Genomic DNA, 22,155 nt, shown 5'->3' on the forward strand with positions numbered 1-22,155 from the left:
GGCCGTTTCGCAAGCAGGTTGATTGGTCAGGACAATTGCTTGACAAAAGCGGGGCAATGTCTGATCCAGAATAGATCAGATTTTGAACTGGTTTAGCGGCCCACCAGCCCATCTTCACCGCGTGACCGGCACCCGGCGCGCTCCATCAGAGAGGAAAGTCCCCCATGCTTCGCACCATCATGATCGCCGGCCTGCTCGCCTCGGCTTCGGTACCCGCCATGGCCGCCGAAGCGGCTGCCTATACCACTGCGGAAACCAGCATCGGCACGCTGCTTGACGATCCCGCCGCCAAGGCCATTCTCGAAAAGCACCTGCCGGGCATGGCCGGCAACGCCCAGATCGACATGGCCCGCGGCATGACGCTGAAGCAGGTCCAGGGCTTCGCACCCGACCAGTTCAGCGATGAACTGCTCGCCAAGATCGACGCCGATCTCGCGAAGCTTCCCGCCAAGAAGTAAGCGCTCCGCAGCGCCAGCAAAGCGCCCGGCCTGCCCCACGGCAAGCCGGGCGTTCTGCTATCTGCGTTCCGCGCCGATCGCCTCGGGCGCAAGATAGCGCGTGGCGGAGATGCCGCCATCGACGGCAATGGTCTGGCCGTTGACCATGGCGGCCTCCTCACCGGCCAGGAAGGCCACCATGTTGGCCACATCCTGCGTCGAGCATTCCCGCTGCAACGGCGTCAGTTCGTGGTTGGTGCGGCGGAAGAAATCGAGATCCCAGTAAGCATCGGTCATCTCGGTGCGGACCACGGTGGGCGCGACGTAATTGGACCGCACGCCCCTTGGCCCGTATTCCGCTGCCATGGTCTGCATCAGCCCGATCTGCCCGGCCTTGACCGTGGAATAGGCGCCGCCGCCCGGAGTGCCGTACAGCCCCCAGGTGGACCCGATGAACACGATGGAGCCGCCTTCTCCCATCTGCGCCAGCGCCTCGCGGCAGAGACGGAACGGCGCGCGCAGCGATATGCCCAGCACTTCATCGAGCATCGCGTCGGTCGTCGCATGGACCGGGCCGAAGTTGAACGATCCGGCATTGTTCACCAGCACGTCCAGCCTGCCGAAAGCTGCGATTGCTGCATTAACAATGGCCCTCGGCGCCTCATCGGCGGTGATGTCTGCGGCGTGGAAGGCAAAGTCCACCGCAGCGCCCAGTGAATCCTCCAGCGCCTGCAACTTTGCCGCATTGCGCCCGGTGCCCAGCACCCGGAAGCCGCTTTCCCCCAGCCTGCGGACGATGGCCTCGCCAATTCCGCCTGCTGCGCCGGTGACGATGGCTACCTTGCCTGTGGTCACGTCTGTCTCCCCTCAGGTCCGGCCGTGGCGCTGGTTGCCCGAGCGCTCGGCAATGTCGTTGGCGGCGATGAAGCCGAAGGTCATGGCCGGGCCGATGGTGCCGCCGGCCCCGGGATAGCAGTCGCCGAAGGGATTTCCCGCGCAGTTGCCGGCAGCATAAAGCCCCTCGATCGGCTTGCCCTTCACATCGATCACCCGCGCGCGGGCGTCGGTCCGCAGGCCGCCCTTGGTGCCAAGGTCGCCGTTGTTGATCGGCACGGCGTAGAACGGCGGCTTGTCGATCGGCCCAAGGTTGGGATTGGGCGTGACGGTGGGATCGCCAAAGAACTGGTCATAGATATTGCCGCCGCGCCCGAATTCCGGATCGACCCCGCTGCGCGCATAGGCGTTCATGTTGCTGACGGTCTTGCTGAGCGCATCGACCGGGACATGGATCTTGCGGGCGAGTTCCTCGATCGTATCGGCACGGAAGATGTAATGGTCCCACCAGTCGGCAGGCACCTTGTGCTCGGGCGTATGGGCCCAGGGCATCAGACCGCCGGCGCTGAACTTGGCACGGAACTTGGCATCGAAAACCAGCCAGCACGGGCAGTTCGCACCGGTCTTCAGGTGATCGTCCACCATGGCCTGCCCGAAGCTGTCATAGCCTGTCGCCTCGTCGACAAAGCGCACGCCATTGCGGTTGACGCAGACCGACCAGGGGCGGCCGACATCGAAGGCCGCCTGGTGGATCTCGTGGAAATTGGATGCCTTGGGCATCGGCAGCGTCATGGTGGGGATCCACCAGCCCTCGCCCACATGCTCGACATCCGCGCCCAGCTTTTCCGCCGCGATCAGCGCTTCGCCGCGGTTGCCGTCCTCGGGCGAAGAGGAATGCCGCGTCAGCCCGGGAACGGGGAAGAAGCGGTCGCGCAGTTCCTGGTTCCATTCGAACCCGCCGGCAGCCAGGACAACGCCGTGCCGCGCATGGATCGTGTAATGCCGCCCGAAGTTCGATACCTCCACCCCGCTGACAGCGCCCGAGGGATCGATGACCAGGTTTTCCAGCCGGGTTTCGGTGCGAAGCTCCACCCCGGCCCTGAACACCGCCTCATAGGTGGCGCCCATCAGCGCTGCGCCCTGTGTGAAGCGCCGGTCCCGTGCGCTCACCCTGCGCGTGCCGCGATCCATCCAGTAGCGGCGGATGATGTTCGCTGCGACCCTGCGCCAGCCCTTCTGCTGCATCATCAGGGCAAAGGTTTCAACAAGATCCATCGAATAGCGGTGAAACAGCTTGAAGCGGTTGAACTGCTCTCGCATCAGCGGATAGCGATTATCGCCAAGCCGCCGGCCGTCATAGGTCGGCACGATCAGCGAACGGTCGGACCGCGCACCGGGCTTGTCGGGAAAGTAATCCGGCCAGGGCGAAACCATCAGCTCCACCCCGCTCTCTTTCAGGTAGTGCGCCATGCGGGGGGCCTGGTCGACATAGGCAGCCAGCTTCTCCGGATTGACCGGCCCGGAAGTGACGCTGGCAAGGTAATCCATCACCTGCTCGCGGCTGTCGTCCCCCTCGCCCAGCCCGTGGTTGGGGATCCACATCACGCCGCCCGAGGTCGCGCTGGTGCCGCCGAACTTGCAGGCCTTCTCGACAATCAGCACCGAGAGTCCCTGCTCGGCAGAGCGCAGGGCGGCCATGCCTCCTGCCGCGCCGGATCCCACCACCACGACATCGAAAGTCTCGCCAACTGACACGCCATTCTCCCCGGCTTTGCGTCCAGCCTTATTCCCCGCGCCTCGCCCCGGCGAAATGACCGCCGCGGCAGGACAAATTGCTTGCGCGCGCGCCTGCCAGCAACCACGCATTGCGCGAGCCCCGTTTCGAAGCCAAAGCCGGACACCGATGAGCGAACCTGCCTATATCCCTGCCGCCAGTGTGGCGGACCTGCCCCCCGGCGCGAAGAAGGCCGTGACCCTGAACGGGCAGGAAGTGCTGCTGTGCCACAATGGCGAGCGCGTCTTTGCCGTCAGCAACATCTGCAGCCATGCCGAAGAACGGCTCGAATGCGGACGGATGCGCGGCGGCTGGATCGCCTGCCCGATCCACGGCGCGCGTTTCGATCTGGAAACGGGCGAGGCGATGAACCCGCCGGCGACGCTGCCGATCAAGACCTATCCGGTGCGGATCGCGGGCGACACGATCGAAATCGCCATCTGATCCGCCGCCGGGCGCGCTTCCCTGCCCGGGCCATACCGCAGGGGAGTCGCTTGGGCGATATTCCCCAAAGTGCTCTTTTCGCCGCGCCTGCGGCAAGGCATTAGGCACGGCGTGACTGACCAAGCATCCCCTGACACGCTGCGCAGCGAACTGCGCAGCTGGCTCGCCGCCAACAAGCCGCAAGGCTGGCGTGACATCACCGATCACAAGGCCTTTGCCGACAGCCAGAAACAATGGTTCCTGAAGCTGGTCGAGGCGGGCTATGCGATTCCGCACTGGCCCAAGGAATGGCCGGGCGGTGGGCGCAGCCTGGCCGAACAGAAGGTCATCTACGAGGAAATGGCCGCGGCCGACACGCCGCGCCTGCTGCTCTCTTTCATTTCCACCTACCACGCCTATGCCACGCTGCATGAATGCGCGAACGATGAGCAGAAGACGCGCTACCTGCCCGGCATCCTGAAGGGTGAAACCTGGTGCCAGGGCTTTTCCGAGCCCGGCGCGGGATCCGACCTTGCGGCGATCAAGTGCAAGGCCGAACGCGACTCGCGCCCGGATGGCGATGTCTATGTGGTCAACGGCCAGAAGATCTGGTCGACCATGGCGCAATATGCCGACATGTGCCTGCTGCTGGTGCGCACCTCGTCCGAAGGTGCCAAGCAAGCCGGCATTACCTACCTGCTGATGGACATGAAGAGCCCCGGCGTCACGGTCCGCCCGATCGAACAGATCCAGGGCGACGAGGAATTCGCCGAAATCTTCCTCGACAACGTCGAGGTTCCGGTTTCGCAGCGCGTCGGCGAAGAGGGTGCAGGCTGGGCCGTGGCGCAGGCCACGCTGGCGTCCGAACGCGGCCTGACCCTGCTCGAACTGTCCAACCGCATGCGCGGTGCGCTTTCGCGCGTTGCCGAACTGATCCGTGAGCATGGCCACGCCGAAGATCGCGGCATCCTGCGCGATTTCGGTGCGCTGGTGACGCAGGTCGATGCCGCTTCGGCCCTGGCCGACCGGTTCCTCGAAAACCGCATTGCCGGGATTGAGCGCGTGGGCGACGCCTCCATCGTCAAGAACGCCTACAGCCGGGCGCTGCGCGCCTATTCGCTGCTGGGCGTGCGCCTGGGCGGCATGGCCGAGCAATACCGCGCACCGATCACCTTCGGTGACCTGAACACCGGCAACTGGATGGCCGATTTCATGAACTCCTACGCCTGGACCATCGCCGGCGGCAGCGAGGAAGTGCAGCGCAACATCATCGCCGAACGCATGCTGGGAATGCCGCGCGAACCGAAGGGGTGGGTACTGTGATCGAACTTTCGGAACTGCGCGATTCCGCGGCAAAGGCCTTTCCCGCCGGATCGATCCTGCCGAACCGCGAGGAAAGCTGGCAGTTGGCCTCGGAAATGGGCTGGCTGCTGGTCGACCTGCCGGAAGACCTGGGCGGGCTGGGCCTTGGCCGTGCCGCCGGGGCCGCGATCATCCAGGAACTCGGCAAGGTGCTTTGCACCGCGCCGCTGGTTCCGGCCCTGCTGGCGCTGCGCGGCATTGCCGGCGCGCCCGATTTCGATGGCAAGGCGCAGCTCGTCGAACGCATCTGCGGCGGGGAATACGTGCCGCTGAACATGCTGCCCGGCTCTGTGCGCGCGGCCCCGGACGGTTCGCTTTCCGGCCTGGTCCCGGGCCTGTTCGAAGCCGACATGGCCAGCACCGTTCTGGTCGGCAGCGATGATGGCTATCGCCTGATCCCCCTCGATGCGGAAGGTGTGACCCTGGTCGAACGCCCCCTGTGGGACGAAAGCCGCCGGATCTTCGACCTTGTCCTTGCCGGCGTCCCCGCTTCTGCTGCCACGCTTGTCGCCGATGGCGAAGCTGCCGCTGCGCTGCACGACGAGATCGCCCGCAGCGCAATGCTCTATGTCGCGGCTGACAGCCTTGGTGGGGCAGCCGCCACCTTCGACCTGACGGTCGAATACCTGAAGATGCGCAAGCAGTTTGACCGGCCGCTGGCAATGTTCCAGGCGCTCAAGCACCGCTGCGCCGATCTCAAGATCGCACTGACCGTTGCCGAAGCGCTGTTCGAAACGCGCGCAGCCGCAGCCGATACCGCTTCGGTCGTCGAACTTGGCGCGATGAAGGGTCATGCGACCGATACCTTCCGGCTTATCGTGGAGGACGCGATCCAGCTGCACGGCGGCATCGGCCTGACGCAGGAATATCCGGTTCACCACTACATGAAGCGGGCAATGCTGAACCTGCAGCTGTGCGGCAGCCTTGACCGTTTGCAGGAAGTGACCGGCCGGGCCGCTCTCGCCGCCTACGCCTGATCGCCGGGTCCGTCGCCCTGCCCCGCGCCTGCGATCAAGGCGCGTGCGGGGCGATCCGCGTCTGTCTGCCGCATTGACAAGCCGATGCAGACACGCAGGCTTGCACGGGCAAGGAGAGCGTGGATGAAAGCGGCATATATTACCGAAGGCGAAGGCATTGATGCGATCGCGGTGAAGGCGGTGGACGTTGCTCCGCCTGCCCCCGGAGAGGCGCAGGTACGGCTGCATTGCGCCACGATCAATTTCCGCGACCTGATCGTTGCAAAGGGCCTGCTGATTCCCTCGATGGGCGGCATCACCGGCGGCGGCCCGCGCATCCCCATGTCCTGCGCCACCGGCGTCGTTACCGCAGTGGGCGAAGGCGTGAGCAGGGTGAAACCGGGCGACCGCGTCAGCCCGATCTTTGCGCAGAGCTGGCTGCACGGCCGCGAACCGTCGATGGACATGCTGGGCGGCATGGCCGATGGCGTGGCCCGGCAACTCGCCAATTTCAGCGCCGAAGGCCTAGTCCACGTGCCTGACGAGCTTGGCGATCTTGAGGCGGCCACTTTCGCCTGCGCCGGGCTGACGGCCTGGAACGCCCTATTCCTCGACCGGCCGCTGCAACCCGGCGAATGGGTGCTTTGCCACGGCACCGGCGGGGTAAGCCTGGCGGCGATGCAGTTCGCCAAGGCGCATGGGGCGCATGTCATCCTCACCTCCTCCTCCGATGCCAAGCTGCGGCGTGGCAAGGCGCTGGGCGCGGACGTGGTGCTCAACTACCGCAGCGATCCGGACTGGGCGGCCAAGGCCCGCGCCGCCTCGGGCGGGGTACATATCGTTGTCGACGTGGCCGGGGCCAAGCAGCTTGACGCCAACCTCCAGACGCTTGCCCCGGATGGCATGATCGCGGCCATCGGCATGCTGGAAAGCGAGTTTTCCTGGGCGCGCATCGGCAGCACCCAGGCGCGGATCGTGCCGATCAACGTCGGCAACCGCGATGAGCACGAAGCCATGATCGCCTTCTGCGTGAAGCATGGCGTGCGGCCGGTGGTCGATGTCGTCTACGATCTCGATCGGATCCGCGATGCCTTCCGCCACGCCGAGAGCGGACGGTTTTTCGGAAAGGTTGGCATCAACCTGCTTTGACGCCTATCTGGAAACAATGGCGGAGCGGCAGACCTTTATCATCCATACCTTCACCATGGCATCGGACCTCAACGAGGACCGGATCCGGCTGCACGCAGTTGATCCGGCTGGCCAGTTCCAGGCAATTTTCCTGACGCGCCGCCTGGCGGATCGCTTCGTTCCGGTTCTGGCGGAGCGCGCGGAAAAGGCGGTGTCGGGGCCGATCCCTGGCGACCTGGTCCTGTCCATCGAGCAGGAGCGGCTGCGCATGGAGCGTGACAGCAACCCGCAACCGCCTGTGGAAGCCGTGCCCGATGCCCTGCCCTGGCTGTGCACGACCATCCACATGAGCGACAATCCGCAAGGCGGCGTGCAGATCGATTTCACCGACGAGCGATCAATCGACGCCTATCTCGGCCTTGACGAGCAATCGCTGCGCGCCATGCTCGACGTGTTCCTGATTACTTACCGCAACCTGGGCTGGAGCGAAGACGCCTTCCCCGACTGGGTCCGCTCGCGCGGAGAGGCCCAGCCGGTGCAGCGCGGCGCGCTCAACTGATCACAGCGAGTTGTCGACGCCCGCCGCGTGCTTGGCGGCAATGTAGCCGAAGGTCATCGACGGGCCGACGCTCGCCCCGGCACCCGGATAGACGCCGCCCATGATCGATGCCGTGGAAACGCCGCAGGCATAGAGGCCGGGGATCGGCTCGCCATCGGCCTTCAGCACACGCGCCTTGGCATCGATGATGGCACCGCCATAGGTCGAAACATCGCTCGGGATGATGTTGATGGCGAAGAACGGTCCCTTGTCGATGCGGCCCAGCGACGGGTTGGGCTGGTTGAACGGATCGCCCAGCCACTTGTCGTATTCGCGCCCGCCGCGGCCGAAATCCTCGTCCACGCCCTTGTCGACAAAGCCGTTCCAGCGCTCGATCGTGGCCTTCAGCACCGCCGGGTCGACCGAGATCTGCGCTGCCAGTTCCTCGATCGTGTTGCCCACCTTGAGGTAGCCGGCATCGACCAGCGCCTTGCGCTGCTCCGCGGTCTTCTGCCACTTGCCGTGCAGCTTGTAGTTCTCAAGGTAATTCTGGTCGAACACCGCCCAGCTGGGCACGGCGGGAACGGTGCGGTTGCGTTCGATCATGCGCTGGCAATACAGTTCGTAGGAGCCGCCTTCGTTCAGGTAGCGCACGCCGCTGTGGTCAACCAGGATCGCGCCCGGCTTGCCGGTGATGCCCTGCCCGCCGGGCTTGACGAAGTCCTTCTCGAAGCCCGGCGTCAGCGACGACTGGTAGCCGACCATCTGGTCCATCTGCGCCATGACGCCGCCAAGTTCCTCGATCTTGCCGAACAGGTCGCCGGTATCGCCCATCGGCACGTTCGACCATTCGGCCTTGGTGCCGGGCATGTACTTGTCGCGCATCGCCTGGTTCTGGGCAAAGCCGCCCGCGTTCACCAGCACGCCGAGGTTGGCGCCGATGCGGCGCGTCTTGCCATCGATCTCGGCAACGACGCCGACAACCTTGCCGCCCTCGACGATGAAGTCCTTCACCGGAGAGTTAACCCGGATGTCCACGCCGGTGGCAAGGGCTGCCTTGAGCATCCGCCCCTGCAGGGCCGCGCCGGAGCTGGTGTAGTTCCGGCCCGTGATCTTGGCCATGACCACGCGCACCGCAATCTTGGCGAACAGCCACTTGTAGGCCCAGCTCTTGTGCGCGTAGTTCAGCACCTTCATGCCGTCCTCCAGCTTCGCCGGGAAAGGCGCGCAGCCGGGGGCGAGCTTGTCCTTCCATTCGCCCAGCTCGTTGGTGTTGAAGTACTTGGCGGTGACGCAGCGGGTGGTCTTGCAGCCGCCCGGCAGGTCGTCATAGTAATCCGGCCAGAAATCGGTCGCCCGTTCCATCGTCACGCCCTGGCCGACGATGAAATCCAGCATCTTGGGAGATTCGTTGACATAGGCCACGCGCTTTTCGTGGCTGGTGCCGGGCGCATCAGTACCTTCGTTGGTGACTGCATCGAGATAGGTGATCGCCTTCTGCGGGCTTTCGTCCGCATCGGTCATGAAGCGGTTGTTGGGAATCCACATGACGCCACCCGACTTGGCCGTGGTGCCGCCGACAACCGGCATCTTTTCAAGGATCACGGCGGTCTTGCCTGCCTTGCGCATGACCATGGCCGAACTCATCGAACCGGCACCGCTGCCGACAACCACCCAGTCGAAAGTTTCGTCGAAACCGGACATTGCAATTCCTCTCCTTGAATGGCGCGCAATTGAGCCCGGAAGCCAGCCGCGATCAAGGGTGGATCGCCACCATATCGCAGGGGCGCGCACCGAGGCGGATTGCGACCACCGTATCGGCTGCTAGACAAGCGGCATGAGCAACCTTCCCACTTTCAGCACCGTCCAACTCGTCCGCAAGGGGCGCCGCCTCGACGTGGCGCTCAACCGCCCCGACGCGATGAACGCGGTCAATCTCGAGCTGCATGACGAACTGGCAGAGGCACTGCAGTTCGCCCGCGTTGACAAGGGTTCGGACCTTGTCGTGCTGACGGGCGCAGGCCGCGCCTTTTCCGCCGGCGGCGATCTCGACCACATCCTGCGCAACGCCCAGACGCCCAGCCTGTTTGATCACGAGGCGGAAGTTGCCAAGCGCATCGTCTATACCCTGCTCGACATCGAAAAGCCGGTGATCTGCCGCCTCAATGGCCACGCCGTGGGCCTGGGCGCGACGCTGGCGCTGTTTGCCGACGTCATCTTCGCCTCGGAAAAGGCCAAGATCGGCGATCCGCACGTCCACCTCGGCCTGGTGGCGGGTGATGGCGGCGCGGTGATCTGGGCAGCGCGGATCGGGCTTGGCCGGGCCAAGGAATACCTGCTGTCGGGCGATCTGCTCACGGCGCAGAAGGCGGCAGAGATCGGCCTGGTCAACCATTGCCTGCCGGCCGAAGAGCTGGACGGTGCGGTCGATGCGTTCTGCGACAAGCTGCTTGCCGGTGCGCAATATGCCATCCGCGCCACCAAGGTGCTGACCAACATGGAACTGAAGCGCGTCGCCCATTCCGTTATGGAAGCAGGCATTGCCATGGAATCGGTCAGCGTGCGCAGCGCCGATCACCTGGAAGGGGTGATGGCCCTGCGCGAAAAGCGGGCTCCGAAGTTCGGGGGCTGATCGCCCCCGCCCCTCTTCAGCCTTCGACGCGTTCGCCGAATTCCTCGAAAATCACGGTGTAGGAACTGGGATTGTCCGCCGCGTCGCTGGGCGTGCGGGGGCTGGCAGCGAAGGCACCCAGCGTGGCGCGCAGGTCATCGGTTTCGATATCGTAGACGGCCAGGTACTTCTTGCCGAGGCCCGAGGGATCCTGCAGCGGCACGGCCATGCGATAACGCTGCGCGCCGACAACGCCCGGTGTGGCGCAGACCTCGGGCAAGTGGACGTTCTGGTACCACTCGTTGAATTCGTCTTCGCGCCCTTCGACGGGGTTGGTCAGGGCGATCATCTTGTAGCGGGGCATGGTTGGTCCTCTCTCCGGGTTTGCCGGCGAGATTAACCGGCATCCCCCGATCGGCAAGGCGGCGCGGCAAGGCCCAGGCTTGTTCCCGCCGACGCGATGCTTGCTCCGGCGGTGTCCGGTCAGTCTGCGGGGAAGCCTTCAGCCTGTCCCTGCCCCGGATCGTTATCGGCATGGCCGCGAAACTCGCGCGGGTTCATGTTGAAAACCCGCTTGAACATGCGGCTGAAATGCGCCGGGCTCTTGAAGCCGACGCCATAGGCGATCTCGCTGATCGAAATGTCGCGCGGGTCGGTGGATGACAGCCACGACTTCGCCTTCTCCAGCCGCTGCTCCCACACCAGCTCGGAAAAGCTCGTGCCCTTCAACCGCAGCAGGAACGAAAGATAGCGCGGCGAAATGCCGCAACCGCGCGCCACCATCGCGGTGGAAAGCTGGGGGTCCGACAGGTGCACCTCGATAAAGCGCAGGACCTCGTCCAGCCGCCGGTCGGCGATGGTCTGGCGCGTGGCAAGCCCTTCGCTGTCCGCCTTCACCGCATTGCCGATGATGTGCAGCGCGCAATCGACCAGCGCGCGGGCGCTTTCGGCGGCGAGATTGCCGTCATCGTCGAACACGTCGGTGAACAGGTTTTCGGCAATGGCCAGTTCCGGCCGCTCCACGTGCATGAACAGTCCGGTATCGAAGTCGCGGGCGATGTGGGCGCGCAGGATGTGCGTGGGGACGGTAACGTGCAGCGTCTCGTTGACGCCTTCCTCGTCGGTGTTGCACTCGATCAGGAAGGGCGACATCGAACGGGTGATGGCAAAATCGCCGGGATGGGCCACCTTGTTGCCGCACTGGTTGGACAGGCCCAGGCTGCCCCGCTTGACGAACCACAGCACCGAAAGATCGGTTGCGTCCTCGCGGATGTGCTGTCGGGTGCGGCGGAAATAGCTCTTCGGGCTGGAGCTAAGGCGGATGATGGAAATAGGCCCGACCGACTTGCGCTCCGCCTTGACCTCGACCGATGGGCCTTCGTCCAGCCAGTAATCGCCCAGATAGTATTCCTGCGACCGTTCGCCGCGAAACAGCTTCTGGCAATCGCTGACGTTGCGCCGGTCTATCGAAAACAGGGTTTCTGCCACGCGTCCTCTCCCAAAGGCTTGCTGCGTCCTAGCCCTTGCGGCCCTTCATCGAGAGGCGCCATTCGGGCGGGTAATTGAGATCGTGATTCTTCACGACCTTGCCGATGCCCTCCTGGAAGGTGGAATCCTTGCCCAGGTTCACGTCATCGCCGCCATCGTCCTTCATCAGCGGCAACATGGCTTCGAGCCAGCCGGTAAGCAGGCTGCCGAAATATTCGCCGCGATACTGCTTGTAGGCCTCGATGAAGGTCTTCTGCGCCACCACCACGTCTGTCGGCCGGGTGATCGAGCAGGCATGGGCGTATTTCGCCGTCTCTGCCTCAAGCCGGTCACGCGGAACGACCGAGTTGACGAAGCCGCCGCGCAGCATCTCGTCTGCGGTGAACGGACGCCCGGTGAACAGCATCTCGGAAAAGCGGCGCAGGCCCACCGTTTCCAGCCATTGCCACATGCGCGGGCCCCAACCGGCGTAGCGGAACGATGGATGGCCGAACAGGGCATCGTCGGCAGAAACGATCAGGTCGCAATCGGCGCACTGGTAGAAGTGCCAGCCATAGCAATAGCCCTTGGCCTCGATGATCGAGATCTTCTTGAACTCCTGCAAGGGCCGGTTGCCCGAGCGCGCCTTGGCATAATAGTCCGTCAGGCCGTGCAGGTAGCGGAACGAACCTGCCGGGGGATACTTCACTTCCGGATCGTCGATCTCAAGGTCTACCAGGAAGCCGTCGCCGGGCTGCGGATTGAGGTAAAGGTCGCCATGCTCGTCAAGGTCGCCGCCGGAACCGAAGTGATCGCCCATGCCGCGGATCACCAGCACCTTCACGTCATCGTCGATATTGGCCTTGTGCACCAGCTCGCCAAAGCGGGCGCGCATGCCGATGGTGGCGGTGTTGTGCTTGTCTACCCGGTCCAGCGTGATCGTGGCGATCTTCGTCGCCTTGTCCTTTTCGTAGCGGACGTGCTGTTCGGCAGCGGCCTTGTGCGCGGCGATGGTCTTGAGCTCGTACATCTGCGGCAGGCTCCCTCTCTCTGACGCGAAGGTGTGCCACAGCGGCGGGTCGATCCACCTGCAATGCGCGCAAGCTGGTCGATAGCAGGCGCGATAGTGGTTGGAATCGGTCCGCAACCTGATAGCCTGCCCGCTTCGGGAGATAGGCCCCGCAACCATGGCAAGCGAACCCTTCTTCAGCCTTGACGGACCGCTCGACGTGTCCCCCGCCAGCGGCCAGGTGCGCGCGGCGAACTTCGCCGGCTTCGCGCAGCTTGCGCGCACCATGGGCCGCGATGCGCGCGGGATCGTGGAGCGGCACGGGATGGAGGCGCGCGTGCTTTCCGATCCGGAAAGCCACATCGCAGCCCAGCAGCTGGCCGACGTGTTCGAATATTGCAGCGCCGCCTTCGACGACAGCCTGTTCGGCCTGCACTTTGCGCAGAACCAGGATCCGGACGTCTTCGGCTGCATCACCGCCCTTGCCCGCGCCGCGCCCGACGTTCGCACCGCGCTGGGCGCATTTGTCGAGTACATGCCGGTGGTCCATTCGCCCGACAGCGAGGTGCTGCTGATCGAAGGGGCGGAAACCGCGGAGTTCTGCTGGCAGGTCAACACCGATCTCGGCGTCAATGACCAGGCGCATTACCAGGCGGCGATGCTCAACGTGAAGCTGCTGCAAATGCTGGGCGGGCCGCAGTTCCGCCCGACATGGATCAGCCTTTCGGCAGAGCCGCGCGCCGCCGACATTCCCGAGATGGAGCGCCTGCTGGGCTGCCGCGTCCACCCGCGCAGTCGCCGCAATTCGGTGGCCTTCCCGATCCATACGCTCGACCAGCCCGTGCCCACCGCGAACCGCCTGCTATATCGCCTGCTCGGCGGATACCTTGAGCGGGTGCGCGATACGCAGAAGGTGGGTCTGGCGGAAAAGGCCGCAAGCTACATTCGCGGAGCCCTGCCGATGGGCAATTGCTCGATCGAGCGCTGCGCCGCCAAGCTGGGCCTTTCGGTGCGGACCCTGCAAGGCAGGCTGGCCGAACAGGGCCTGCGGTTCTCCGAAATGGTCGAGCACCAGCGTGAGGCCATGGCGCGCGACCTGCTGAAGGCCAGCAACCTTTCGCTCGACGAAATCGCCGAGCGGCTCGGCTATGGCGAACAGACCAGCTTCGGCCGGGCTTTCAAGCGGTGGACCGGGATGACGCCGCAGGCCTTCAGGCAGGCCGCCTAGGCCATTTCCAGCACGACGCGCCCTGCTGCCTTGCCCGAAAAGGCCAGTTCCATCGCCGCGACATAGTCCTCCAGCGGGAAGCGCGCGGCAATGGCGGGGTGGAAGTGCCCCTCGCCTGCCAGTTCCATCACCTTCACCCGGTTGGCGGCAGCCTCTTCAGGCCGCGCCAGCGCATGGCCGCGCATTTGCACGCCGACCAGGCTGGCGCATTTGAGCAGCGGCAGGTTCGTCTTCAGCGCCGTGAGGCCACCCGTGAAGCCAATAACCAGGTGCCGCCCACCATAGCCGAGGGTGCGGAAGGCAAGATCGGTCGCATCGCCGCCAACGGGGTCGAAAACGATGTCGATGTCCTTGCCGCCATTGGCCGCCTTTACCTGTTCGCGCCAATCCTCGGCACCGGTCTGCACCACGGCGTCCGCGCCGCCCGCCCGCGCGGCCGCCTGCTTTTCCGGGCTGGATGCAGAGGCGATGACGTGCAGGCCAAGGTACTTGCCCACTTCCACGGCGGCAAAGCCGGTTCCCCCGGCAGCGCCGAGCACCAGCAGGCTCTCCCCCGGCCTGGCCGCCGCCCGGTCAACCAGCGCGTGCCACGCGGTCTGGTAATTCACCGGGAACACGGCTGCTTCGGCAAAATCCATGCCTTCGGGCACCTTGCTGACATTGGCGGCATTGAACAGGCCAGCCTCTGCAAAAGTGTTGCCAAGGCTCGATCCGAAGACCCGGTCACCAACGGCCAGGGCGCTGACGCCCGCTCCCACCGCCTCCACCACGCCTGCGTATTCGCTGCCGGGAACGTAGGGCAGCGGCGGCTTGAACTGGTATTCCCCGCGCGCGGTCAGCACGTCGACAAACGAGACCCCCGCCGCCTTGATTGCCACCCGCACCTGTCCTTCGCCCGGCGCGCCGGGATCGTGTTCGGCAAGGCGATAGCTTTCGGGCGGCCCGAACTGGTCGGCGGTGACCGCGCGGGGCATCAGTGCTGGCCCCCGTCGCAGCGGACCAGCGCCGCCGTGACATTGACCGAGGACGGGCTGGCAAGGAACAGGGCGGCCGTGATGATATCCGAAGGATCGGCCGCCACGCCGCGCGGCGTCGGGATCGGCCCCTCGCCCTTGTCGGGCCAGGCCTGGACGATATCGGTCTTGAACGCGCCGGGCGAGAGCGTGTTCACCCGAACGTGCGGGGCATATTCGTGCGCAAGGCTGACCGACATCGCGTTCAGCGCCGCCTTCGACGAGCCATAAGGCACGACCTGCGGCAGCGGCATCAGCGAACCGGAGGATGTGACGTTGATGATGCAGCCGCCGCCAGCGTCATACATGCGCTTGCCCACCTGGGACGCCAGTCGGAACGGCCCCTTGAAGTTGAGGTTCACGACCGAATCGAACATCGCCTCGGTCACCTCGTGGCTGGGCGAGCGCGGGCTCATGCCGGCGTTATTCACAAGGATATCCACACGCCCGAAAGCGGCATAGGCTTCCTCGATCAGCCGGTCGCATTCGGGCCACTTGCCGACATGGGCCGAGATGGCGAGAGCCCTGACGCCAAGCGCGCGGCACTCTTCGGCCACGGCTTCGCAGTTTTCCAGCTTGCGGCTGGCGATGATGACATCGGCACCCCGCTCAGCGAAGGCCTTGACCATCTGGTAGCCCAGCCCGCGCGAACCGCCGGTGACGAGCGCGACCTTGCCGGTGAAATCAAATAACGGGTCCATCATTCTGCGCTTTCATAATCGGGATAACGGGCAATCGCCGCGGCTCTGCGGGTGGGGATATGTTCGGAGGGGAACAGGCCTTCAGCAGGCTTCGCCTTCTTCAGGTGCGAACGAGCGATCTGGCTGCGATGCACGTCGGTCGGGCCATCAGCAAAGGCCAGCGCCATGTGCCCGGCGTACCAGCTGGAGAGCGGCAGTTCGAGGCTGATGCCCAGCGATCCGTGCAGCTCGAGCGCGCGGCCGACAATGTCGTGATAGACTTGCGCCATCGCCACCTTGCACATGCCGATATGATTGCGGGCCGCGCCGTGCGGCATCCGCCCGGCCTCGATCTCGTCGATGATCCACGCGGTTTTCAGCACCATCAGGCGAAACTGTTCGAGCTGGATGATCGAATCGGCGATCTTGCCCTGAACGAACTGGTGATCGCCCAGCATCCGGCCCTTGGTGCGGCGCGAGACGGCGCGTTCGAGCATCATGTCGATCGCCCGCTGGCAAATGCCGACGGTGCGCATGGCGTGGTGGATGCGCCCGCCGCCAAGCCGCGCCTGCGCCACCTTGAAGCCCTCGCCCGGATTGCCGAGCATGTAGTCCAGCGGCACGCGGCACTGGTCGTAGCGGACATAGCAGGACTGGCCATCATCGATAGATTCGCCCGTGCCGGCGATGCCGGTATTGCGGATCACTTCGAAGCCGGGGGTCTCGGTCGGCACGATGAACATGCTCATCCGCTCGGTCAGCCTGGCTTCCGGATCGGTGACCGCGATGACAAGGCAGAACTTGGCGTAGCGGGCGTTGGAGGAGAACCACTTCTCGCCCTCGATCACCCATTCGTCGCCATCGCGCGTCGCCTTGCAGGTGAATTCGCCCGGGTCCGCCCCGCCCTGCGGCTCGGTCATCGAGAAGCACGAGACGATCTCGCCCGCCATCAGCGGATCGAGGTACTTGCGCTTCTGCTCCTCGGTGCCGAACAGGGCGAGGATTTCGGCATTGCCGGTGTCAGGCGCAGCGGTGCCGAAGATCGTCGGGGCCCACTGCGAACGGCCAAGGATCTCGTTCATCAGCGCCAGCTTGACCTGGCCATAGCCCGGCCCGCCAAGGTTCGGCCCAAGGTGGCAGGCCCACAGGCCCTGCGCCTTGACCTGATCCTGCAACGGCTTCAGGTGCCGGCGCGAAGGCTTGTGCGTGGTGTCGTAGGTAAAGGTCGGCCCCGGCCACAGCAGGTCCATGGTCTGGCATTCGTCCTCGACGAACTTGCGCATCCAGTCGAGCTTGGCCTGGAATTCGGGTTCTACGGAAAAGTCGATCATTTGATCCTCCGGATCTGGGCCGCCGTCTCACGGAAGCAGTTTTCGGAAATGCGGGCGAAAAAGCGGCCAACGTCCTTGGGCAGGTGACCGGCCTCGGCGGCGGCGACCTTGTATTCGAGCAGGCAGCCCGACTTGAACTTGGCGAGCACCGAGATGTACTCGAAATCGCTGTAATCGCGGCCCGTGCCGGCGCAGTAATAGCGCGCAAGCTCCTGCTTGGTCGGGAACAGGTTCGGGTCCTGCAAGGCGGTGGGGAACTCCTTGCCCGGATCGTCCTCGTCGCGCATGCCGCCGGTGAACCAGCCGATGTCGATCATCGGGTCGCCGATGGTCGAAAGCTCCCAGTCGATCATCGCGGCAAGCCTGGGCGGCGGGCCGTGGCGGAACATCATGTTGGGCGTGCCGACATCGCCGTGAATGATGCCGGTGGATTCCTTCGCCGGAACATTGGCGCGCAGCCATTCCTCGGTCTCGGCAAAGCCTTCGAAATGCCGGGCTTCATAGCCGGCATACTTCTCGGGATAGCTCTTGAGCTGGCCGACCCAGCGATCGACCTGCCGCTCGAGGAACTTGCCCGGCTTGCCATAGTCGCCAAGGCCGATCGCCTCGTGATCGACATTGGCCAGCGCGATCAGCCCGTCGACGATGGCGAAGGGAATGCCGTAGATATAAGGCATCCGGTCAAACGGCGGCTCGTTGTGGATCTTCTCGTTCCGCAGGTTCGGCGCCCAGCCGTTGACCTTTTCCATCACATAGAAGCGGCCGCCGACAATGTCGGGATCATCGCAAACGCCGTAGCAGTGGGGGTGCGGCACGTCGGTCTGGTTCAGCGCGGTCAGGATGCGTGCTTCGCGCAGCACGCCCTTTTCAGAACCCGGCGGCGGCACGGCGGGCGGCCGCCGCATCACCATGTCCTGCTCGCCCCGGTTAAGCGTCAGGACCACGTTGGACGTGCCACCCGACAGGATGTTCGTCTGCAGCGGTCCCTTGCCCAGTTCGGGCACGTGGGCATCGAGCCATTCGGTCAGCGGACCGATGGGCGCAAGTTCGTCCAGGTTATGCTCGATGCCCGCCATGGGTTACTTCGCCTCCATCATTGATTTCGCCATGGCCAGGATCGTATCGAGATCGCCCTGCGCCGAAGGAATGGCCCTGCGGAACGTCGCGTAGCCGTGGATGACGCCTTGCGCCTCGTAGTAGTTGACCGGCACCCCGGCCTGGAGAAGCTTGGCGGCAAAGGCACGCCCGCCATCGCGCAGCGGATCGAGCGAAGCGGTTGCCAGCACGGTGGGCGGCAGGCCGCGCAGGTCATTCAACAGGGCGGAATGGCGCGGGCTCTTGAGCTTGGCGCCATAGGCCTTGCCGTAATAGTCCATGTCGGCCTTGGGCAGGCCGTAATTGCCGGTCGAGAACTGCGTCATCGACGGATAGGGCCGCGATGCATCGGTCATCGGGTAAAGCGGGATCATCATGCGCACCGGCACGGCGGCCGGCTTGTCGCGCAGGGCAATCGCGGTGAGCAGGGTAAGCGTTCCGCCGGCGCTGTCGCCGGAAAGGATCAGGCTGTCCGCCTGCCGGCCCAGCTGCGCACCATTGGCGGCGATCCAGCGCGCCGCAGCCTCTGCATCATCGGGAGCGGCAGGCCACTTGTGCTCGGGCGCAAGGCGATATTCCACCGAGACAACAGGCACATCCAGCTTGCGCGCCATTTCCGCAGCCAGCGCGGCATGGGTACCGACGCTGCCGACGACGAAGCCGCCGCCGTGGTAGAACACCAGCACGGGGCCCGGGCCGCGATCGGCGCGCGCATCGAACAGGCGCAGGCTCATCGGACCGGCCGGTCCCTGCATGGTCAGCATGCGATCAACCGCAATCGTGCCGATCGGCGCATCGAGCGTGCCCATCATCTGGGCCATGACCTGCGCCGGGATCTTGCGGACCTGGGCGATGAAGGCATCGTTCATCTGTGGCCGCGGGTTCTTGGCCATGGTATCGAGATAGGCCTGCACATCGGGGCGCACATAGGGGGCCGAGGCGCTGGCCGTGGCAGCGGGCTTGGCCAGCACCGGCACAGCGGTGGCAGAGGCCAGGCCCAAGGCCAGGGCGGCAAAAATCGGCTTGCGCAGGATGGAGCGTTTCATCGGCGGTTCCTCTCGTCGGTCAGTCGCTATCGCCGGCGGTCACGGCCCCTTGCCGCAACTGCGCCTCGATCTGCCGACGGAAGGCTCGCAAGCCGCGCGTCAATTCGCAAGCGCCTGCAAGATCTATATCCTGCGAGAGCGCTTGAGCGATGGCATCGGCGCTTCTGTCTGCCTGCCGTTTCATGGCCACGCCGGCCTCGGTCGGCACCAGCAGCGGCGCGCGCTTGTGATCGGGGTTGGGCCGCGTCTCGATCAGTCCGGCATCGACGAGCGCATTGGCGGCGCGCTGCACGATCTGCCGCGCCACGCCCAGCGACCGGCCGATCTGCGAAACCGTCGGCGGTCGGTCCGCCTCTACCACTGCGTTGAGCGCGAGCATTTCGGAATCGCCCAGATCGACGGTTCGCCGCGCCTCGGCAAATACGCTTTTCAGCCGGCCGGCGAGCCGATGGACTTCGTCCACCAGCGCGATCAGCTCCGGCCGCGAATCGAATTTGCCGTCATTCATGTAACGATCGTGTCATTTTGACATGATCGTGTCAAATGGAGGTGTCAGGCCCTCAGCTTGGACAGGAAGGCAAAGCCCTTGGCCGCTGCCTCCATGCGCGGGATCGCGAAGGGCGGTTCCTGCTCCACATAGAAGTGCTCCACCCCGGCAGCACGGGCTGCGGGTAGCACGCGTGCCCAGTCCATCTTGCCCGAGCCGACCTCGGTGGGTTCCATCGACAGGTGGAAGTTGGTCTTGGTGCTGGCCTTCACATCCTTGACGTGCATCCAGCGGCAGCGGCCCGCATGCTTGCGGAAGAAAGCCACCGGATCGAGTCCGGCAGCGACGATCCAGCCAACATCCACTTCGAAGTGGACCAGCCCGGGGTCGGTTTCCGCGGCAAGGATGTCCCAGCCGGTCGTGCCCTCAACCGGGGCGAATTCGATGTTGTGGTTGTGATAGCCGACAAGGATGCCGAACGGCCGCAGCGCAGCCGCGCGTTCGTTGAGCACTGCCGCCGCCTTTTGCCAGTGCGCCTTGCCGGCCGCCGCGAAGGACCGGCCGATGGCAGCCTGCATCGTTTCACCCTGCTGCGGGCGGAAATTGGGCGGGAAAGGTGCAATCGGCGCCACGCCCTGGAAAATGCCGAGCGCACCGAGATCATCGGCAATGCGCTGCGGCTCGCTCAGCATGGAAAAACCGCTGCCCCCGGGCATGCCCTGCAAAGGCAGGTGAATCGCGCTGAAGCGGAGCCCGGCGCGGTCTGCAGCGGCCTTGAGTTCCGCGGGCTTCCTGCCAAGCAGGCTGGGCAGTTCAAGATCGCGGTAACCGATGGAGGCCAGCTTGGCGAGCACACCATCAAGGTCCTTCGCCGGCTCATCGCCCAGGGTGTAGATCTGCAGGCCGATCGGCTTGCCGATGCGATCGAAGAAGCTCCGCTTTCCTGCGGCGAGCGCACTACCGCCGAGCATCAGGGCTGCTGCACCCGACGCGAATCCACCAAGAAGGGCGCGGCGGCCCACTGCATTCGGCTGACCTTCAAGTTGCACGTTGCCCTCCCGACCTGTAATTGGTCAGGACAATTGCCGAACAGCAGAGGCCAGCGCAAGCGCTAGTTCGCTACATCACCACTTCGATCAGCGCCGGGCCGCTTTCAGCGCAGGACCGGACCATGGCGGCGTGGAAATCCTCTGCCGTGTCAACTTTCACGCCCGGCACCCCCATACCGCGCGCCAGCGAGACGAAATCCAGCGTCGGCCGGTCGATCTCCATCATCTCGGCCGCGCGCGGACCGGGCGTGCCGAAACCCATGTTGGCATATTCCGCTTCGAGGATCTTGTACTTGCGATTGGCGAAGACAACCGTCGTTACGTCCAGCCCTTCGCGGGCATGGGTCCACAGCGATTGCAGCGTGTACATCATCGAACCATCGCCTTCGAGGCAGAACACCCGCCGCCCCGGGGAGGCCATGGCGGCGCCGGTGGCAACCGGGGTACCAAAGCCGATCGAGCCGCCCATGTTCTGCAAGGTATCGTGCGGCAGGGCGCCACAGGTCAGCGCCATGCTGGTGCGCCCGCTGGTGAGCGATTCATCCACCAGGATGCAGTGCTCGGGCATTGCCGCTGCCAGGGCGTGGGCAATGGACGTGGGGTCTATCGCGCCCTGCGGCACCGGGGTCTCGATGCGTTCCTGCCAGGGCACCGCGGCCTGGCGCGCGCCCAGCGCATCGGCCAGCATTTCCAGCGCCATTGTGCCGTCCTCGCCCGGCAGCGCGAGCGAATGGAGCTGCGCCTCGGGGTGCTTCAACTGGCTTGGCAGGCCGGGATAGGCGAAGAAGGCAATCGGCTCGCCCGTTTCCACCGTCACGATGTGGCGAAACGGCTGGAGGTATTCCAGCGCAGCGGCAACGAAATAGGGAATACGCTCAAGCGTCACCCGCCCCGCCCCGCGTTCGATGCGGTTGGTGAAGAACTGGGTGGCGATGCGGCATCCGGTGGCGCTGGCGATCCGGCCGGCCAGCTCGGGTCCGCGACCCCGGCAGGCCCTGTCGGCAAGCACCAGCAGGACCGGACCGTCAGCCTTGCGGATCATCCGGGCGACATGATCCACCCGCTCTGCCGGCGGTGCCGCGCGCTCCGGCTGGCGACGCGGGAACTGCGGCACCTGTCCGGCATCGCCCCAGGATGCATCGCCCGGCAGCACCAGCGTGGCGATCTCTCCCGCGCGCGCCGCCTCGATCGCCTGCAGCGCGTCGTGCGCCAGGGTGTGGGCACCGTCCGTGGTTCGCAACCAGTGGCTGAGCGGACGCGCCAGCCCTTCCAGATCGGAGGTGAGCGGCGCGTCGTATTTCAGGTGGGAGGTCACGTGATCGCCGATCACGTTGACCATGCCCGAGCCGGCGCGGCGGGCGTTGTGGATATTGGCAAGGCCGTTGGCGAGGCCCGGGCCAAGGTGCAGCAAGGTTGCCGCCGGGCTTTCCTTCATGCGGAAATAGCCGTCCGCCGCCCCGGTTGCGACACCTTCGAACAGGCACAGCACGCTCTTCATCGCCGGATTGTCGAGCGCCGAAAGGAAGTGCATTTCCGAGGTGCCCGGATTGGCGAAGCAGGTATCGACCCCCTGGCCAAGCAGCGTGGAGACAAGGGCTTCTGCGCCGTTCATCGGAAAATCCGTTTCAATTGGAACCATTGCCGGTCTTAGCGGGGGTTCGCCCATTCCATCAAGCGGGTCTGCGGC

At 65.1% G+C, this 22,155-nt stretch carries 22 protein-coding genes; 8 read left to right on the plus strand and 14 right to left on the minus strand.

What is annotated here, in order from left to right; all coding sequences use genetic code 11:
- Nucleotides 1-164: 164 nt before the first annotated feature.
- Entirely contained in the window at nucleotides 165-458 is a 294-nt protein-coding gene (locus C0V78_RS04825) for a hypothetical protein (RefSeq protein ID WP_254049822.1), read from the plus strand.
- 57 nt (nucleotides 459-515) lie between these two features.
- Here C0V78_RS04825 and C0V78_RS04830 read toward each other — a convergent pair whose 3' ends face one another.
- Together C0V78_RS04830 and C0V78_RS04835 are read right to left on the minus strand one after the other, a co-directional pair.
- Nucleotides 516-1,292: an SDR family NAD(P)-dependent oxidoreductase gene (locus C0V78_RS04830; protein WP_101796684.1), complete on the minus strand. Its 777-nt coding sequence runs from the start codon at nucleotides 1,290-1,292 to the stop codon at nucleotides 516-518.
- 12 nt (nucleotides 1,293-1,304) lie between these two features.
- Nucleotides 1,305-3,026 carry an FAD-dependent oxidoreductase gene (locus tag C0V78_RS04835; RefSeq protein WP_256385665.1) on the minus strand — a complete coding sequence of 574 codons (1,722 nt, stop codon included), beginning with the start codon at nucleotides 3,024-3,026 and terminating at the stop codon, nucleotides 1,305-1,307.
- 148 nt (nucleotides 3,027-3,174) lie between these two features.
- On the opposite strand from C0V78_RS04835, the gene C0V78_RS04840 reads away from it, so the two are divergent.
- From C0V78_RS04840 to C0V78_RS04860, 5 genes are all read left to right on the plus strand, one after another.
- Complete coding sequence (locus C0V78_RS04840) at nucleotides 3,175-3,489, plus strand: non-heme iron oxygenase ferredoxin subunit (RefSeq protein WP_101796686.1); 315 nt, start codon at nucleotides 3,175-3,177, stop codon at nucleotides 3,487-3,489.
- Between the two features lie 111 nt (nucleotides 3,490-3,600).
- Nucleotides 3,601-4,791, plus strand: coding sequence for an acyl-CoA dehydrogenase family protein (locus C0V78_RS04845; protein ID WP_101796687.1), 1,191 nt, complete (start codon nucleotides 3,601-3,603; stop codon nucleotides 4,789-4,791).
- Complete coding sequence (locus tag C0V78_RS04850; protein WP_101796688.1) at nucleotides 4,788-5,807, plus strand: acyl-CoA dehydrogenase family protein; 1,020 nt, start codon at nucleotides 4,788-4,790, stop codon at nucleotides 5,805-5,807. The genes C0V78_RS04845 and C0V78_RS04850 overlap by 4 nt, the downstream gene beginning before the upstream one ends.
- A 123-nt stretch (nucleotides 5,808-5,930) precedes the next feature.
- Nucleotides 5,931-6,935, plus strand: coding sequence for an NAD(P)-dependent alcohol dehydrogenase (locus C0V78_RS04855; RefSeq protein ID WP_101796689.1), 1,005 nt, complete (start codon nucleotides 5,931-5,933; stop codon nucleotides 6,933-6,935).
- Nucleotides 6,936-6,951: 16 nt separating this feature from the next.
- Nucleotides 6,952-7,473, plus strand: coding sequence for a hypothetical protein (locus C0V78_RS04860; protein ID WP_101796690.1), 522 nt, complete (start codon nucleotides 6,952-6,954; stop codon nucleotides 7,471-7,473).
- Here the strand turns inward: C0V78_RS04860 and C0V78_RS04865 are convergent, their stop codons facing one another.
- Entirely contained in the window at nucleotides 7,474-9,156 is a 1,683-nt protein-coding gene (locus C0V78_RS04865) for an FAD-dependent oxidoreductase (RefSeq protein WP_101796691.1), read from the minus strand. It lies immediately after the preceding gene.
- A gap of 133 nt (nucleotides 9,157-9,289) precedes the next feature.
- Between C0V78_RS04865 and C0V78_RS04870 the strand changes: the two genes are divergently transcribed.
- Nucleotides 9,290-10,084: an enoyl-CoA hydratase/isomerase family protein gene (locus tag C0V78_RS04870; protein ID WP_101796692.1), complete on the plus strand. Its 795-nt coding sequence runs from the start codon at nucleotides 9,290-9,292 to the stop codon at nucleotides 10,082-10,084.
- Nucleotides 10,085-10,100: 16 nt separating this feature from the next.
- On the opposite strand, the gene C0V78_RS04875 is transcribed toward C0V78_RS04870, so the two are convergent.
- From C0V78_RS04875 to C0V78_RS04885, 3 genes are all read right to left on the minus strand, one after another.
- A complete protein-coding gene (locus tag C0V78_RS04875; RefSeq protein WP_101796693.1) occupies nucleotides 10,101-10,427 on the minus strand; it encodes a DUF4286 family protein in 327 nt (108 codons plus the stop codon).
- A 119-nt stretch (nucleotides 10,428-10,546) separates the two neighbouring features.
- The gene (locus C0V78_RS04880; protein WP_101796694.1) at nucleotides 10,547-11,551 is read right to left on the minus strand and encodes an AraC family transcriptional regulator; all 1,005 of its coding nucleotides are present in this window, start codon (nucleotides 11,549-11,551) and stop codon (nucleotides 10,547-10,549) included.
- Between the two features lie 28 nt (nucleotides 11,552-11,579).
- Complete coding sequence (locus C0V78_RS04885; protein ID WP_101796695.1) at nucleotides 11,580-12,560, minus strand: enoyl-CoA hydratase/isomerase family protein; 981 nt, start codon at nucleotides 12,558-12,560, stop codon at nucleotides 11,580-11,582.
- Nucleotides 12,561-12,717: 157 nt separating this feature from the next.
- On the opposite strand from C0V78_RS04885, the gene C0V78_RS04890 reads away from it, so the two are divergent.
- Complete coding sequence (locus C0V78_RS04890; RefSeq protein ID WP_101798203.1) at nucleotides 12,718-13,767, plus strand: AraC family transcriptional regulator; 1,050 nt, start codon at nucleotides 12,718-12,720, stop codon at nucleotides 13,765-13,767.
- Here the strand turns inward: C0V78_RS04890 and C0V78_RS04895 are convergent.
- The 8 genes from C0V78_RS04895 to C0V78_RS04930 form a co-directional block, all read right to left on the minus strand.
- Nucleotides 13,764-14,741 (minus strand): NADPH:quinone oxidoreductase family protein, encoded by a 978-nt coding sequence (locus tag C0V78_RS04895; protein ID WP_101796696.1) that lies wholly within the window; start codon nucleotides 14,739-14,741, stop codon nucleotides 13,764-13,766. The two genes, C0V78_RS04890 and C0V78_RS04895, sit on opposite strands and share 4 nt — an antisense overlap.
- Nucleotides 14,741-15,481 (minus strand): SDR family NAD(P)-dependent oxidoreductase, encoded by a 741-nt coding sequence (locus tag C0V78_RS04900; protein WP_101796697.1) that lies wholly within the window; start codon nucleotides 15,479-15,481, stop codon nucleotides 14,741-14,743. Before C0V78_RS04900 ends, C0V78_RS04895 begins: the two co-directional genes overlap by 1 nt.
- Nucleotides 15,481-16,791 (minus strand): acyl-CoA dehydrogenase family protein, encoded by a 1,311-nt coding sequence (locus C0V78_RS04905; RefSeq protein ID WP_101796698.1) that lies wholly within the window; start codon nucleotides 16,789-16,791, stop codon nucleotides 15,481-15,483. Before C0V78_RS04905 ends, C0V78_RS04900 begins: the two co-directional genes overlap by 1 nt.
- Entirely contained in the window at nucleotides 16,788-17,867 is a 1,080-nt protein-coding gene (locus C0V78_RS04910) for a phosphotransferase family protein (RefSeq protein WP_254049823.1), read from the minus strand. The genes C0V78_RS04905 and C0V78_RS04910 overlap by 4 nt, the downstream gene beginning before the upstream one ends.
- A 3-nt stretch (nucleotides 17,868-17,870) precedes the next feature.
- Nucleotides 17,871-18,932, minus strand: a complete 1,062-nt coding sequence (locus C0V78_RS04915) for an alpha/beta hydrolase fold domain-containing protein (RefSeq protein WP_101796699.1) — start codon at nucleotides 18,930-18,932, stop codon at nucleotides 17,871-17,873.
- 19 nt (nucleotides 18,933-18,951) lie between these two features.
- The gene (locus C0V78_RS04920; RefSeq protein ID WP_101796700.1) at nucleotides 18,952-19,440 is read right to left on the minus strand and encodes a MarR family winged helix-turn-helix transcriptional regulator; all 489 of its coding nucleotides are present in this window, start codon (nucleotides 19,438-19,440) and stop codon (nucleotides 18,952-18,954) included.
- 44 nt (nucleotides 19,441-19,484) lie between these two features.
- Nucleotides 19,485-20,390, minus strand: a complete 906-nt coding sequence (locus C0V78_RS04925) for a sugar phosphate isomerase/epimerase (protein WP_101798205.1) — start codon at nucleotides 20,388-20,390, stop codon at nucleotides 19,485-19,487.
- Nucleotides 20,391-20,538: 148 nt separating this feature from the next.
- Nucleotides 20,539-22,080, minus strand: a complete 1,542-nt coding sequence (locus C0V78_RS04930; RefSeq protein WP_101796701.1) for an acetolactate synthase large subunit — start codon at nucleotides 22,078-22,080, stop codon at nucleotides 20,539-20,541.
- Nucleotides 22,081-22,155: the final 75 nt, after the last annotated feature.

It is taken from the genome of Novosphingobium sp. TH158, assembly GCF_002855555.1.
Taxonomy (GTDB): Bacteria; Pseudomonadota; Alphaproteobacteria; order Sphingomonadales; family Sphingomonadaceae; genus Novosphingobium.